13 protein-coding genes are annotated in these 13,939 nt (G+C 64.1%); 6 read left to right on the forward strand and 7 right to left on the reverse strand.

The genetic code is table 11. The features are described 5' to 3' along the window. Nucleotides 1–94: 94 nt before the first annotated feature. Together ACKWRH_RS17250 and ACKWRH_RS17255 are read left to right on the forward strand one after the other, a co-directional pair. Nucleotides 95–1,579, forward strand: a complete 1,485-nt coding sequence (locus tag ACKWRH_RS17250; RefSeq protein ID WP_445222428.1) for an aldehyde dehydrogenase family protein — start codon at nucleotides 95–97, stop codon at nucleotides 1,577–1,579. Nucleotides 1,580–1,766: 187 nt separating this feature from the next. After that, the gene (locus ACKWRH_RS17255; protein ID WP_028146709.1) at nucleotides 1,767–2,030 is read left to right on the forward strand and encodes a hypothetical protein; all 264 of its coding nucleotides are present in this window, start codon (nucleotides 1,767–1,769) and stop codon (nucleotides 2,028–2,030) included. Between the two features lie 4 nt (nucleotides 2,031–2,034). Here the strand turns inward: ACKWRH_RS17255 and ACKWRH_RS17260 are convergent, their stop codons facing one another. Next, nucleotides 2,035–2,931, reverse strand: a complete 897-nt coding sequence (locus tag ACKWRH_RS17260) for an alpha/beta hydrolase family protein (protein WP_445221551.1) — start codon at nucleotides 2,929–2,931, stop codon at nucleotides 2,035–2,037. Between the two features lie 181 nt (nucleotides 2,932–3,112). Here ACKWRH_RS17260 and ACKWRH_RS17265 point away from each other — a divergent pair, with 181 nt between their 5' ends. From ACKWRH_RS17265 to ACKWRH_RS17275, 3 genes are read left to right on the forward strand one after another with little or no spacing between them, the layout of a single operon-like run. After that, nucleotides 3,113–4,501 carry a class II 3-deoxy-7-phosphoheptulonate synthase gene (locus ACKWRH_RS17265; protein WP_445221552.1) on the forward strand — a complete coding sequence of 463 codons (1,389 nt, stop codon included), beginning with the start codon at nucleotides 3,113–3,115 and terminating at the stop codon, nucleotides 4,499–4,501. Nucleotides 4,502–4,505: 4 nt separating this feature from the next. Next, nucleotides 4,506–4,859, forward strand: a complete 354-nt coding sequence (locus ACKWRH_RS17270; protein WP_063983991.1) for a diacylglycerol kinase — start codon at nucleotides 4,506–4,508, stop codon at nucleotides 4,857–4,859. A gap of 17 nt (nucleotides 4,860–4,876) precedes the next feature. Beyond that, nucleotides 4,877–6,634 (forward strand): NAD+ synthase, encoded by a 1,758-nt coding sequence (locus ACKWRH_RS17275; RefSeq protein ID WP_445221553.1) that lies wholly within the window; start codon nucleotides 4,877–4,879, stop codon nucleotides 6,632–6,634. 26 nt (nucleotides 6,635–6,660) lie between these two features. On the opposite strand, the gene ACKWRH_RS17280 is transcribed toward ACKWRH_RS17275, so the two are convergent. The 5 genes from ACKWRH_RS17280 to ACKWRH_RS17300 form a co-directional block, all read right to left on the reverse strand. Further along, nucleotides 6,661–7,053 carry a cytochrome C oxidase subunit IV family protein gene (locus tag ACKWRH_RS17280; RefSeq protein ID WP_445221554.1) on the reverse strand — a complete coding sequence of 131 codons (393 nt, stop codon included), beginning with the start codon at nucleotides 7,051–7,053 and terminating at the stop codon, nucleotides 6,661–6,663. Nucleotides 7,054–7,062: 9 nt separating this feature from the next. Then, nucleotides 7,063–7,785, reverse strand: a complete 723-nt coding sequence (locus ACKWRH_RS17285; RefSeq protein WP_445221555.1) for a heme-copper oxidase subunit III family protein — start codon at nucleotides 7,783–7,785, stop codon at nucleotides 7,063–7,065. A 14-nt stretch (nucleotides 7,786–7,799) separates the two neighbouring features. Next, on the reverse strand, nucleotides 7,800–8,504 hold the full coding sequence (locus ACKWRH_RS17290; RefSeq protein ID WP_445221556.1) for a cytochrome c oxidase subunit 3: 705 nt from the start codon (nucleotides 8,502–8,504) through the stop codon (nucleotides 7,800–7,802). Continuing rightward, the gene (locus tag ACKWRH_RS17295; RefSeq protein ID WP_445221557.1) at nucleotides 8,501–10,279 is read right to left on the reverse strand and encodes a cbb3-type cytochrome c oxidase subunit I; all 1,779 of its coding nucleotides are present in this window, start codon (nucleotides 10,277–10,279) and stop codon (nucleotides 8,501–8,503) included. Before ACKWRH_RS17295 ends, ACKWRH_RS17290 begins: the two co-directional genes overlap by 4 nt. 79 nt (nucleotides 10,280–10,358) lie before the next feature. Then, on the reverse strand, nucleotides 10,359–11,192 hold the full coding sequence (locus ACKWRH_RS17300; RefSeq protein WP_445221558.1) for a cytochrome c oxidase subunit II: 834 nt from the start codon (nucleotides 11,190–11,192) through the stop codon (nucleotides 10,359–10,361). A gap of 545 nt (nucleotides 11,193–11,737) precedes the next feature. Between ACKWRH_RS17300 and ACKWRH_RS17305 the strand changes: the two genes are divergently transcribed. Then, nucleotides 11,738–12,646, forward strand: a complete 909-nt coding sequence (locus ACKWRH_RS17305) for a DUF2189 domain-containing protein (RefSeq protein WP_445221559.1) — start codon at nucleotides 11,738–11,740, stop codon at nucleotides 12,644–12,646. 53 nt (nucleotides 12,647–12,699) lie between these two features. Here the strand turns inward: ACKWRH_RS17305 and ACKWRH_RS17310 are convergent, their stop codons facing one another. Next, entirely contained in the window at nucleotides 12,700–13,899 is a 1,200-nt protein-coding gene (locus ACKWRH_RS17310) for a DUF2865 domain-containing protein (RefSeq protein ID WP_445221560.1), read from the reverse strand. Between the last annotated feature and the right edge of the window lie 40 nt (nucleotides 13,900–13,939).

Below are 13,939 nucleotides of genomic sequence, written 5' to 3' on the forward strand. Positions count from 1 at the left end.
CGCTTCATATGTGGGGCGTCCATTTGCAAATCATATCATATTTACTCCAGCTAATAGGCGCCTAGTCTGGTATACCAGAACAGGAGTAAATATGATGTCTGTTGCATATGACTTTGCGCATTTGCCGGCCACCGAATTCATGGCCTGGCCGCAGCATCTGCTCATCGACGGCCGCCGCGTCCCCGCCAGCTCCGGCCGTACCTTCAAATCCCTCAATCCCGCCACCGGGCAGGTCATCGCCGTCGTCGCCGAAGGCGGCGAGGCTGATGTCGAGCATGCGGTCGCCGCCGCGCGGCGCGCGTTCGAAGGCCCGTGGCGCACGATGCGGGCGTCGGAGCGCGGCCAGATCCTGCTGCGCTGGGCGGACCTGCTCAAGCAGCATTCAGAGGAAATCATCGAGCTCGAGTCGATCGATGCCGGCAAGCCGATCTCCGCGACGACGCGCCAGGACTTTCCGGCCGCGGTCGACACGCTGATCTACTACGCCGGCTGGGCCGACAAGATCAGCGGCGACGTCGTGCCCGTGCGCGATGACGCGTTGACCTATACCGTGCGTGAGCCGGTCGGCGTGGTCGCGGCAATTGTGCCGTGGAATTTCCCGCTGATGATCGGCATGTGGAAACTCGCGCCGGCGCTGGCCTGCGGCTGCACCATCGTGATGAAGCCGGCCGAGCTGACCTCGCTGTCGGCGCTGCGCATCGCCGAGCTTGCGCTCGAAGCCGGCGTGCCGGCGGGCGTCTTCAACGTCGTCACCGGTCCGGGCCGGGTCGTCGGCGACGCGCTGGTCAATCACCCTGACGTGGACAAGGTGACCTTCACCGGCTCGCCCGGCATCGGCCGTGGAATCATGAAGGGTGCGGCGAGCAACTTCAAGCGCGTCTCGCTCGAGCTCGGCGGCAAGTCGGCCAACGTCATTTTCGACGATGCCGATCTCGAAGCGGCCTCCAAGGCTGCGGCCTCAGGCATCTTCTTCAATGTCGGCCAGGTGTGTTCGGCCGGCTCCCGTGTGCTGGTGCAGGAGAAGGCTTACGACGAAGTCGTCGAGCGTCTGGCGGCGCGCGCAAAGTCGCTCAGGATCGGCGATCCGCTCGATCGCAAGACGGCGCTCGGTCCTGTCATCTCCGAGAAGCAGATGAAGTCGATCCTCGACTATGTCGACATCGGCCAAAAGGAGGGCGCGACCCTCGTCACCGGTGGCGAGAAAGTCGGAGATCGCGGCTATTTCATCAGCCCCGCGGTGTTCGCAGGCGTCGCGCACGAGATGCGGATCTCGCAGGAGGAGATTTTTGGCCCCGTCGTCAGCGTCATCAAGTTCAAGGACGAGGCCGACGCGCTCAGGATCGCCAATGGCACGGCCTACAGCCTCGCCGCCGGCGTCTGGAGCCGCGACATCGGCAAGCTCCAGCGCTTCGCCAAGCGGGCGCGCGCTGGCACGGTCTGGATGAACACCTATGGCTACACCGACGTGCGCCTGCCCTGGGGCGGCGAGCGCGACTCCGGCCTTGGCCGTGAGCACGGCACCGCCGCGCTCGACAATTTCACCGAGCCGAAGGCTGTCTGGATGAATCTGGCCGTCTGATAACCTCCCGATCGGCCAATCCTGGGCCCGCCTGACCATCCGGTCAGGCGGGCTCTCTTTTCGACATCGATAAAATTGTCTGCATTCCGCTCAGTGGCGGAAAACCCTGCGGACAAGAAGGCTGCTGCCTTAAACCTCCGCTTTGGAACCGGCGTGCATCCTGCCTGCCAAAGGTTGGGGCATCGGCATGTCTGTTCTCAGGGAGATCGTTGCGGCGGTTGCGGGAGTCTACGCGCTCCTGTTCGTCTGCGACGCATTGTTCGGCGTCGGCGAGGCGCGTTTCGACGACGCCTATTACAGCGCCAGCTTCTACGCGCCGAAGCCGAAGGAATTCCGCTTCGCCAGCGACACGCCGCCGGCGGTCCGCGTCAGCGAGGCCTTCGCGCAGTTTGCGCCGGGCGAGGCCAAGCCGAACCGGCGCTACTCGTCTCTGACGACGATCATCCGCTAACGCTTCACTCCCCCTGGATCCATTCCGCCACGCCGCGCCACAGCGTGTCGCGGTGCTCGGGGCGGAAGAAGCCGAAATGGCCGATCGTCTTGGCGCCGACGTCGGACGGCTTGACCGTCAGCACCTCCGGCTTGATCGCGGTGAAGCCGCTCGCGAGCAGCTCGACCGCGGGCCGCGTCGCCCAGGGATCGTCGGAGAAGCAGAGCGCGCGCAGCTCGCCCTTGAACTTTGCGAAGTTCTCCAGCGCCGGTAATTTGGAGTCGAACAGATAGAGCGGGCTGGAGACCCAGTCGGCCCATTGCAGGAAGACGCCCCTGGGCAGATCCTCGCCGATGCCGGCCCAGGCCGGCGCGTAGCCGAGCGCGTGGACGAGCGGCGCACCGACGAAATTCATGAAGGCGTAGACGCGATATTTTTCCGGCGACGCCATCAGCCGCCAGGTCGCGGCCTGCGAGGCCACGAAGGCGGCGCGTGAAATGTCGCTGTTGTTGTCGATCAGCCCCAGCGCCTGGCCGCCGAAGGAGTGGCCGACATAGGCCAGCGGCTGGGTCGTGTAGCGCTCGCGCATCCAGCGCACCGCCGCGGTGACGTCCTGCGCCGCCCAGTCCGACATCGAGGCCTTGAATCCGACCAGCGATTTCGGCTGGTTGTAGCCGACCATCGCCGGCTGCCGGGAATCGCCGATGCCGCGATAATCGTAGGTCAGGACCGCGCAGCCGCGATGGGCGAGGTACGAGGCAAGGCCGCGATAGATTTTTCGCGGGACGGCGGTGGCGGAGTTGATCAGCACGGCATGGCGTTTGGTGCCGCGCGGCAGGAACAGGGTGCCGGCCAGCGGATAGCCGTCCGTCGCCGGGAAGGTGATCTCGTCGATGAAAACGTCGTCGCGCGCCGCGTCCATGGGCAGCCAATGTCCTGCCGGTTTCCTTGCCTGCCCTCAGCAAATGCGAATTCGGCTTTCCCCGCAAGGGTTTGCAGTGCGAAATGGATTTACAACTGGCGGCGGGGGACTGGGCTGTGTATAAGGCGGCCCTCGCAACCCACAGATCAGGTTGTGCTTTTTACTTCACGGAGAGATTGCGATGTCCCAGCGGTGGACGCCCGAGTCCTGGCGCAGCAAGCCGGTGCTACAGGTGCCCGATTATCCCGACGCCAAGGCCTTGGCCGACGTCGAGGCGCAGCTTGCGACCTTTCCGCCGCTGGTGTTCGCGGGCGAGGCGCGCAATCTGAAGAAGTCCCTGGCTCGCGTTGCAGCCGGCGAGGCCTTCCTGCTCCAGGGCGGCGATTGCGCCGAGAGCTTTGCCGAGCACGGCGCCAACAACATCCGCGATTTCTTCCGCGTGCTGCTCCAGATGGCGGTGGTGCTGACCTATGCCGGCGCGGTGCCGGTGGTGAAGGTCGGCCGCATTGCCGGCCAGTTCGCAAAACCGCGGTCGTCGCCGACCGAGAAGATGAACGGCGTCGAGCTGCCGAGCTATCGCGGCGACATCGTCAACGACATCGCCTTCACCAAGGAAGCGCGCGTGCCGGACCCGCAGCGCCAGCTGATGGCTTACCGCCAGTCGGCTGCGACGCTGAACCTGCTGCGGGCGTTCGCGACCGGCGGCTTTGCCAATCTCGGCAGCGTGCATCAATGGATGCTCGGCTTCCTGAAAGATTCGCCGCAGTCGCGCCGCTACAAGGAGCTGGCTGACCGCATCTCCGACGCGCTCAATTTCATGCAGGCCTGCGGCCTCGACCTCGAGAGCCATCCGGAGTTGCGCGCGACCGATTTCTACACCAGCCATGAGGCACTGCTGCTCGGCTACGAGCAGGCCATGACCCGCGTCGATTCCACCACCGGCGACTGGTACGCGACCTCGGGCCATATGATCTGGATCGGCGACCGCACCCGCCAGCTCGATCACGGCCATGTCGAATATTTCCGCGGCATCAAGAACCCGATCGGCCTGAAGTGCGGCCCGTCGCTCAAGCCCGACGAGCTCTTGAAGCTGATCGACGTGCTTAACCCCGACAACGAGCAGGGCCGGCTGACGCTGATCAACCGCTTCGGCTCCGACAAGGTCGCCGATCATCTGCCGGGACTGATCCGCGCCGTGAAGCGCGAGGGCAGGGTTGTGGTCTGGTCGTGCGATCCCATGCACGGCAACACCATCACCTCGACGTCGGGCTACAAGACACGCCCGTTCGACCGCGTCCTGTCGGAGGTGAAGTCGTTCTTCACCATCCACGCGGCGGAAGGCACCCACGCCGGCGGCGTGCATCTGGAGATGACCGGTCAGGACGTCACCGAGTGCATCGGCGGCGCCCGCGCGATCACCGACGAGGATCTCAACGACCGCTACCACACGGTCTGCGATCCCCGCCTCAATGCCGAGCAATCGATCGACATGGCTTTCCTGATCGCGGAGCTCCTCAAGCAGGAACGCGCCGGCAAGGCCAGGCCGATGCCGGTCGCCGCGGGGCTCTAACACCTTGCTGCGGATCTGGAAGGCGACGATCAATTCACGCAACGGTCTGGCCTTCGCGTTCCGGTCGGAGCAGGCCGTTCGCGAGGAGATCTTTGCGCTCATCCTGTCGGTGCCGCTGGCGTGGTTCGTTGCCGCGACGGCGCTGCGGGCGGTCGAGCTGGTCTGTTCGGTTGCGTTCGTGCTGACGGTCGAGCTGCTCAACACCGCGATCGAGAAGCTTGCCGACCGGCTGACCATGGATCACGACAAGCAGATCGGCCGGGTCAAGGACATGGGCTCGGCCGCGGTCGGCGTTGCGCTGCTGATGGCCGGCGCGTTCTGGATCATCGCCATCATCGAGCGGTTGGGGTTCCTCTGAAGCGGAGTGCGGCGGCCATGACCGAACGTCTCAACGTATTCGCGGTCACGCTCGCCCAGCTCAATCCGACCATGGGCGACATCGAGGGCAATGCCGCGAAAGTGCGTGCCGCGCGCGCGCAAGCCAGGTCCGACGGCGCCGATCTCGTGCTGTTTCCGGAATTGTTCATCGCCGGCTACCCGCCGGAAGATCTGGTGCAGAAGCCGGCGTTCCAGGACGCCTGCCGCGCCGCGATCGAGGCGCTCGCGCGCGAGACCGCGGATGGCGGCCCGGCGATGCTGGTCGGCACGCCTTGGGTCGAGGACGGCAGGCTCCATAATGCCTGCGCGCTGCTCGATGGCGGAAAAATTGCCGGCTTGCGCTTCAAGTGCAACCTGCCGAATTACGGCGTGTTCGACGAGAAGCGGCTGTTTTCGCGCGGCCCCGCCGCAGGTCCCGTGACCGTGCGCGGCGTGCGGATCGGCGTGCCGATCTGCGAGGACATCTGGCTGGAGGAGTCCGAGGATTACGAGAACGTGGTCGAGACGCTGGCCGAGACCGGCGCCGAGATCATCCTGGTGCCGAACGGCTCGCCCTATGCCCGCGACAAGAGCGATGTGCGCCTCTCGGTCGCCGTGGCGCGTGTCACCGAGAGCGGCCTGCCGCTGGTCTATCTCAACCAGGTTTGCGGCCAGGACGAGCTGGTGTTCGACGGCGGTTCCTTCGCGCTCAACGGCGATCTCTCGCTCGCGGCGCAATTGCCGGCGTTCGAAGAGAGCGTCACCACACTGCGCTTCACCAGGAACGGCGACGATTGGCGCTGCGCGGGGCCGATTGCCGCGCAGCCGGAGGGCGACCACGCCGACTACGCCGCCTGCGTGCTGGGCTTGCGCGACTATGTCGCCAAGAACGGATTTCCCGGCGTTCTGCTCGGCATCTCCGGCGGCATCGACTCCGCTCTCTGCGCGGCGATCGCGGTCGATGCGCTGGGTGCCGACCAGGTGCACGGCGTGATGCTGCCTTATCGCTACACCGCGGCGAGCTCGATCGCGGACGCGGGCGAGCTCGCCGGGCATCTCGGAATCCGCTACGAGGTGCTGCCGATCGCTGAAGCCGTGACCGGCTTCGAGACCATCCTGTCCGGCATCTTCAAGAATCTGCCGCCCGATATCACCGAGGAAAACCTGCAGGCCCGCACCCGCGGCACGTTGCTGATGGCGATCTCCAACAAGACCGGGCTGATGGTGGTGACGACCGGCAACAAGTCGGAAATGTCGGTCGGCTACGCCACGCTCTATGGCGACATGAACGGCGGCTTCAATCCGATCAAGGACATCTACAAGACGCAGGTGTTTCGGCTGGCCGCGCTGCGCAACCACTGGAAGCCCGACGGCGCGCTCGGGCCCGCGGGCGAGGTCATTCCGCCCGATATCATCACGCGCCCGCCGACGGCGGAGCTGCGCGAGAACCAGACCGACCAGGACTCGCTGCCGCCTTATGACGTGCTCGACGCCATCCTGGAGCGTCTGATCGAGCGCGAGGAGCCGCTCGACAAGATCATCGCCGCCGGCTTCGACCGCGAGACGGTCACCCGCATCGATCATCTGCTCAACGTCGCCGAATACAAGCGCCGCCAGGCCGCACCGGGCGTGAAGGTGACGGCCAGGAATTTCGGCCGCGACCGCCGCTATCCCATCACCAACCGCTTTCGCGACAAGGGCGAGCCGTTGCCTGCGGCGGACGAGACGCTGGTCTCGCGCGGCAGCACGGCGTCGATCGACGCGTTCGAGGGCTGAACTTCAGTCTTGAGCGACAGCGGACCCTATGACGGGGTTGCGAAGAACAGAACCCGCAGGAGGTGCGTGTATTCGGATTCGAGCACCATGATTGTCACAAACACCATTACTGCGATCGGTGGCAGCAGGATGGCATAGGCGAGGGCCAGCCGCTCCCAGGCCATGTGCATGAAGACGGCGACGATCAGGCCGGCCTTCAACACCATGAACAGCAGGATCAGCGACCACCTGGGGTAGCCGTGTAGGCCAAAGTAGTCGACGAGGTAGGAGCACGTGCTGAGGACAAACAGCCAGCCCCAGACCACGAGGTAGAGCCTGATCGGGTGCTGTTGCCCCTTGGCGTGCACGGCTGCTGTTGCGACTGCGCCGTGCGCCGGAGCGTGAAGCTGGCCTTCCATGTGTACCGTCGCGTTTGTCATGCGCCGACCTCACCAAAGATAGAACAATGCAAAGATGAACACCCACACGAGATCGACGAAGTGCCAGTACAGGCCCGTGATCTCGACGATCTCGTAATAGCCCTTGCGGCTCGTGAAGAAGCCGCGCCTCTCGACGTCGAAGTCGCCGCGCAAGACCTTCCGCGCGATGGCGATCAGGAAGATCACGCCGATCGTCACGTGGGTGCCGTGGAAGCCGGTGATCATGAAGAAGCTTGCACCAAACTGCGGTGCACCCCACGGATTGCCCCAGGGCCGGACGCCCTCCATGATCAGCTTGGTCCATTCGAAGGCCTGCATTCCGACGAAGGTTGCGCCGAAGGCCGCCGTGACCAGCATCAAGGCCGCGGTTCTGACGCGATCGCGGCGGTAGCCGAAATTGACGGCCATCGCCATCGTGCCGCTGCTGCTGATCAGGATAAAGGTCATGATGGCGATCAGGATCAGGGGGATGTGGTTGCCCCCGATATTGAGCGCGAAGACTTCGCTGGGATTCGGCCACGGCACGGTCGTGGACATGCGCGCCGTCATGTAGGAGAGCAGGAAGCAACTGAAGATGAAGGTGTCGCTGAGGAGGAAGATCCACATCATGGCCTTGCCCCAGGACACGTTCTTGAAGGCACGCTGATCGGACGCCCAGTCGGCGGCGATGCCGCGCCAGCCTTCAAGCCGCGCAGGCGATTGGCCCGAATGTGTCAGCACGGTTTCAGCCATCTGGTCTCGCCTCCCTAGCTCAGCAATTGACGGCAGATGTTGACGAAATCGTCGGTCCAGCCCGTGAGAAGACCGAGCAGGACAAGCCAGACCAGCAGCAGGAAATGCCAGTAGATGGCGCACAGCTCCACGCTCAATCGCACCTCGGCGATCTCGGTGCCGCGCCACACCTTGGCCGAGGTTCGCCCGAGGGCCACCAGGCCGCCCGTCAGATGCAGCCCGTGCACAGCGGTCAACAGGTAGAAGAAGGAATTCGCCGGATTGGACGCCACGAAATATCCGGCAGCCCCGAGCCGTTGCCAGGCCAGGAGCTGTCCGGCGAGGAAGATCACGGCAGATGCTCCGCCCGCGAGCAGACCGATCTTGACGCTCTCGGTATCGTGTCGCCCAGCAGCCACGTACGACCATTGCAGCGCGACACTGCTCAGGACCAGGACGCCCGTGTTGACCCACAGCAGCCGCGGTACCGGCAGCGGCCGCCAGTCCACCACGCTCATGCGCATCGAGTAGGCGCTGATGAAGAGGACGAATAATGCGCTGGCGACGGCGAGAAACACGCCAAGTCCGACCTTCGCCGCCGGCCAGGTCATGCTATCGCCGCCGGGGAAGTCACCCACCGAGCCTTCCTCCAGCCAGGGCTTGGCCATCAGCCGCTGCTGCGACAGCCACCATCCGGCGATCACCGCAAGCACAGCCAGGAACAGGATGATGGCGCTCACGAAGCAGCTCCCTGAACGAGCTGCGTCCCGCGTGGCGGCTGGTTCTGCGGAATGAAGTCCTCCGCGGCACCAGGCACACTGTAGTCATAGGCCCAGCGGTACACGACCGGGAGCTCCTTGCCCCAGTTGCCGTGCCCCGGGGGCGTCTCCGGCGTCTGCCACTCCAGCGTCGTCGCCCGCCACGGATTGCCGCCTGAGGCCTCACCCTTGAACAGGCTCCAGGCAAGATTGAACAGGAACACCATCTGGCTGAAGCCGACGGTCAAGGCCACCACGGAGATGAAGGCGTTCAGTGTATGGGCCGAGGACGGGATGAACGCCGTGTCGCCGAGTTCGAAATACCGGCGCGGAACCCCGAGCAGTCCAAGATAGTGCATGGGGAAGAAGATCAGGTAGGCGCCGAGGAAGGTGACCCAGAAGTGAAACTTGCCGAGGACGTCGTTCAGCATCCGTCCCGTGACCTTGGGGTACCAATGATAGATCGCGCCCAGCACGACCATGATCGGCGCCACGCCCATCACCATGTGGAAATGCGCGACCACGAACATGGTGTCCGAGAGGGGCACGTCCACGACGACGTTGCCGAGGAAGAGGCCGGTGAGGCCGCCATTCACGAAGGTGATGATGAAGCCGAGGGCGAACAGCATCGGCACCCGGAGATGAATGTCGCCGCGCCACAGGGTCAGCACCCAGTTGTAGACCTTAATCGCGGTGGGGATCGCGATGATGAGCGTCGTGGTGGCGAAGAAGTACCCGAATTGCGGGAACATGCCGCTCACATACATGTGGTGCGCCCACACGACGAAGCTGAGCGCACCAATCCCCACGATGGCCCAGACCATCATGCGATAACCGAAGATGTTCTTGCGCGCATGCGTGCTGATTAGATCGGAGACGATGCCGAAGGCAGGCAGGGCGACGATGTAGACCTCGGGGTGGCCGAAGAACCAGAACAGGTGCTGGAAGAGTAGCGGGCTGCCGCCGCCATATTTCGACAGCTGTCCCATCTCGACGAGGGAGGGCATGAAGAAGCTGGTTCCCAGGAGACGGTCGAGCAGCAGCATCACCGAGGCAACGAAGAGTGCGGGGAATGCGAGCAGCGCCATGACGGTCGCTGTGAAAATGCCCCACACGGTCAGGGGCAGGCGCATCAACGTCATGCCGCGGGTGCGCGCCTGCAGCACCGTGACCACATAGTTCAAGCCGCCCATCGTGAAGCCGATGATGAACAGGATCAGGGACGCCATCATGAGAATGATGCCCCAATCCTGCCCGGGCGTTCCGGAGAGGATGGCTTGCGGCGGGTATAGCGTCCAGCCGGCGCCGGTGGGGCCGCCGGGCACGAAGAATGTCGAGGCCAGCACCAGGACTGCGAGCAGATAGACCCAGTAGCTCAGCATGTTCACATAAGGGAAGACCATGTCCCGGGCGCCCACCATCAGTGGGATCAGGTAGTTGCCGAAGCCGCCGAGGAACAATGCGGTGAGCAGATAGATCACCATGATCATGCCGTGCATGGTGATGAACTGGAGGTACTGGTTGGCATCGATGAAAGAGAAGGTGCCGGGGAATCCCAGTTGCAGTCGCATCAGCCACGACAGCACCAGGGCCACCAGCCCGATGGCCGAGGCCGTCAGCGAGTACTGAATGGCGATCACCTTGGCGTCCTGCGAGAAGACATACCGTGTCCACCAGCTCCTTGGATGATAGAGCTCGACTTCAGGTACTTCGGCAGGCGGGATGCCTGCGATCCCTTCATATGGAATATCGACCATAGAAACCTCCTCGGTCGTTTCCATCGGGGGTGAGGCGTTGGCCTCGTGCACCCGATCCATCTTCGCGGCGGGCAGCCTGCTACCTGCCGCCGGATTGGTACGTCGCTTTCACGACAGCTCTTGCCGGCGACAATTCGGCAAACGTCTTTTGTTGCTCCAGCCAAGCGTGATATTCACGCTCTTCGTCGACGATGACCTTGGCCCGCATTTGATAATGAGCAGCGCCACAAAGCTCCGCACATAGAACATCGAACGTTCCGGTTCGGATCGGCGTTATCCAGAAATAGGTCACCATGCCGGGGACCATGTCCATCTTGGCGCGAAATTCGGGCACGTAGAAATCGTGCAGGACATCAACCGAGCGGAGAAGAACCTTGACCGGCTTTCCCATTTGAAGGTGCAGGTCGCCGTTCTCGATCACGACGTCGTCCTGCGCGTGCGGGTCGTCACGATTGAGTCCCATCGGATTGTCAGAAGCGATGTTGCGGACATCGGATGTGCCCAGCCGTCCATCCTTGCCCGGAAGGCGGAAGCTCCATTGCCATTGCTGGCCCATGACCTCGACCTCGGTGGCATCCGCGGGCACCGTCACGAACTGGTGCCAGACCACGAGGCCAGGCGCCAGCATGGCCGCGACTCCGACGCCGGTCCCGACGCTCAGCCACCATTCGAGCTTTTTGTTTTCGGGGTTGTAGTCGGCCCGTCTTCCCTCTTTGTGGTGAAAGCGGAAGACGCAATACGCCATGAAGGCGATGACCGCGACGAAAACGAAGCCCGTGATCCAGAACGTGATGTTGATGGTGTGGTCGATATAGGCCCAGTTCGTGGCGATCGGCGTCCACCACCACGGGCTGTAGAGGTGAAACAGCACCGAGCCGATCGCGACCAGAAGCAGTATCAGAGCGACAGCCATCCTGATCCATCCTTGCCATCGAAGGCTACGGATACGAATCCAGGGCGGAGCTCATGTATGTCGCGATGGCGGACTTTCTCTACGCGGACATCTATGCTGACATATGCGCCATCGCGGCGCCTCTTGCCTCGCCCATTCAACCGGTCGCGATGTTCAAGAGGAAGACCGCGACCGCTGGGGGCGTCCAGACTTTTAAAATGATCCCCCGCGAACCCGGCGTCAATAGCATGTCAACACGCTTAGGCGGCGTGGGCGATCCATGTTGCTGTGCAATCTGGCGAGCGTCGGTCGCATTCTCGATGTGATGCATCGCACAAAATATGCGACGCACAATTCACCCAGCCGGCAGCGCTGGTCATTCCAGATCGCGCGCGTTAAGCTCGGGGCGCAGGTCGCGACGGGTTTCGTCCGGCTAAGCTCCTTCCTCGTTGAGCCTGGAACTGCCGTACTCGGCTCGATCGCGTCTCCCGCACATAAGGGCGGATACGCGCGGCCGGAAAGCGCGCCGTTTGCCGCCGCGACTTTCAGCAGAGGAGGGTGTGTCCATGGCCACTCTTTATTCCGACAACATCGTAAAGCGGCACCTGTTCGGCGAAGCGGCCTCCTATCCCATTCGCAAGATCAGCTTGTCCGACCTGACCGAGGCCCTGCGCCTGGGTTGGGAGGATTTCCAGGCGATGCCGAGCCACGCGATCGTCGTGTGCGTGATTTATCCTGTTCTCGGTCTCGTCCTGTTCAGGATGGTTCTCGGCTATTCGGTGCTGCCGCTCCTGTTTCCGCTGGCTGCCGGCTTTGCCTTGATCGGCCCTTTTGCCGCGATCGGTCTCTATGAACTCAGCCGCCGTCGCGAGCGCGGCGAGGAGGTCGATGCTTGGGATGCGATCAAGGTGCTGCGCGCGCCGTCGTTCGGCGCCATGGTCGAGCTCGGCGTGCTCCTGCTGGTCCTGTTCGGGGCCTGGATCGGTGTCGCGAACGCAATCTATGTCACGATCTTCGGTCACGCGGCGGCCGCAAGCATTCCCGACTTCGCAACGCGGGTGCTGACGACGCCGGAAGGCTGGTCGCTCATTCTCGTCGGTTGCGGTGTCGGCTTCCTGTTTGCGGTTGTGGCCTTGTGCGTCAGCGTCGTGTCGTTTCCATTGATGCTCGACCGGCACGCGACCGCGATCGACGCGATCCGCACGTCGCTCCGAGCGGTGGCGGCGAATCCGGTTGCGATGGCCGGATGGGGCGTCATCGTCGCGGCACTGCTCGTGATCGGCTCGTTGCCGTTCTTCGTCGGTCTCGCTGTCGTCCTGCCGGTGCTCGGTCATGCCACCTGGCACCTCTATCGGCGGGTGGTCGAGCCGAATCCGAATCCTCCGGACGAGCCGCCGCCGCCCCCGAAGGGAAAGCGCTACGCAGCGGACTTTCCGGCCAATCTCTTCCCGTGGAGCCGCGAGGGTAAGCAGTAACAGCGAAACGGCCGCACCTGGCGGCCGCCTTCGCGAGCATGACGGGTTACGGCCTACTTCTGCTGCTGCGGCAGGAACGTCGGGCCGACCGAGCGGATCGGCTTGTTCTCCGACGAATTGGTGGCCGTGCCGGTATCCGCGGGCGCTGCCGCAGCCGGTGCGCTGGCCGTCGTCGGCGCGGGAGCCGCGCCCTTCTTGGCCGTCGCAGGCGTGCCCTTGTTGAGCCGCTGCTGCTGCATCTTCTTGGCGCTCTCCTCGGTGACGATGATGTCACCCTGCTGCTCGGCCGCCGCCTTGTCGTCGGCGGATTTCAGCGCGTCGGCCCAGGTCTGGCCCGCGGCCTTGCAGGAGCAGGACGGGTTGAACTCGCTGCGGAATTTGAACGCGGTCGGCAGCGCCGTGTAGGGCTGGCCGCTGGTGGAGACCGCGGAGTTCATGTCCTCGCCGGGATTGCGATGGGTATAGAGCACGGCTTCCGCGGCCGGGCACAGCGCCTTGCAGGTCTTCTCGTCGTCGGGGAAGCGCGCCGGCACGGTGGCAAACGAGACCGGGAAATAGGCGCCGTCGCAGGTGCGCACGCACACGGTGCGGTAGGTGCCGGATTGCGGCCCGAGATCGGAGGGCGGCACGCCTTGCGGATTGTTGGGGTTGTTGCCGCCGCCGCCGAACAGATTGTTCAGGAAGTTGCCGCCGCCTTGCGATTGCGCGGCGTTGGCATATTGCGGGCCGCAATTGTTCTGCGCCAGCGCCGCCAGCACCGAGCGGCGCTGGTTGTCGCGCTCCGGGCTGAAGCCGCCGGGGCCGCCGCCGCGCAGGCGTTCGAGATTGCCGGTGATCTGGTCCAGATTGGCGCGCATCTGCTGGATCTGGGTGTTGACCGGGCCGCATTGCGCCGACTGGCCGTTGAACAGCGAGAAGAAGCCGGAGGAATCGCAGCCCATGCGCTTGGCCTGCATGGTGACGCGGTCGAGCTCGGCCTGCTGCTTGGCCTGGGAATCCTGATAGCGGCGGATCTGGTCTTCGCGCGCGGGGTCGCCACCGCCGCCGCCACGATCGAGCGCGGCGAGCTGGCCTTCCAGCCGCACGCACATCGGATTTGGTCCAAGCCCGTTCTGGCCGGGCTGAGGCGGCGGGCCGGGCGGGCCGGCTTGCGCGAAAGCACCGTTGGCGAGCACGACCGTGCTCAGAAGCACAGTGCAGGCAAGGATGGAGCGAGCACGGGAGAGAGACAAAAATTCAGGCATATCCGCCATTCTAGCGAGGTCACGGCCCCAAGTGACTTCCAATGCGATT

Source organism: Bradyrhizobium sp. Pa8, from assembly GCF_052588265.1.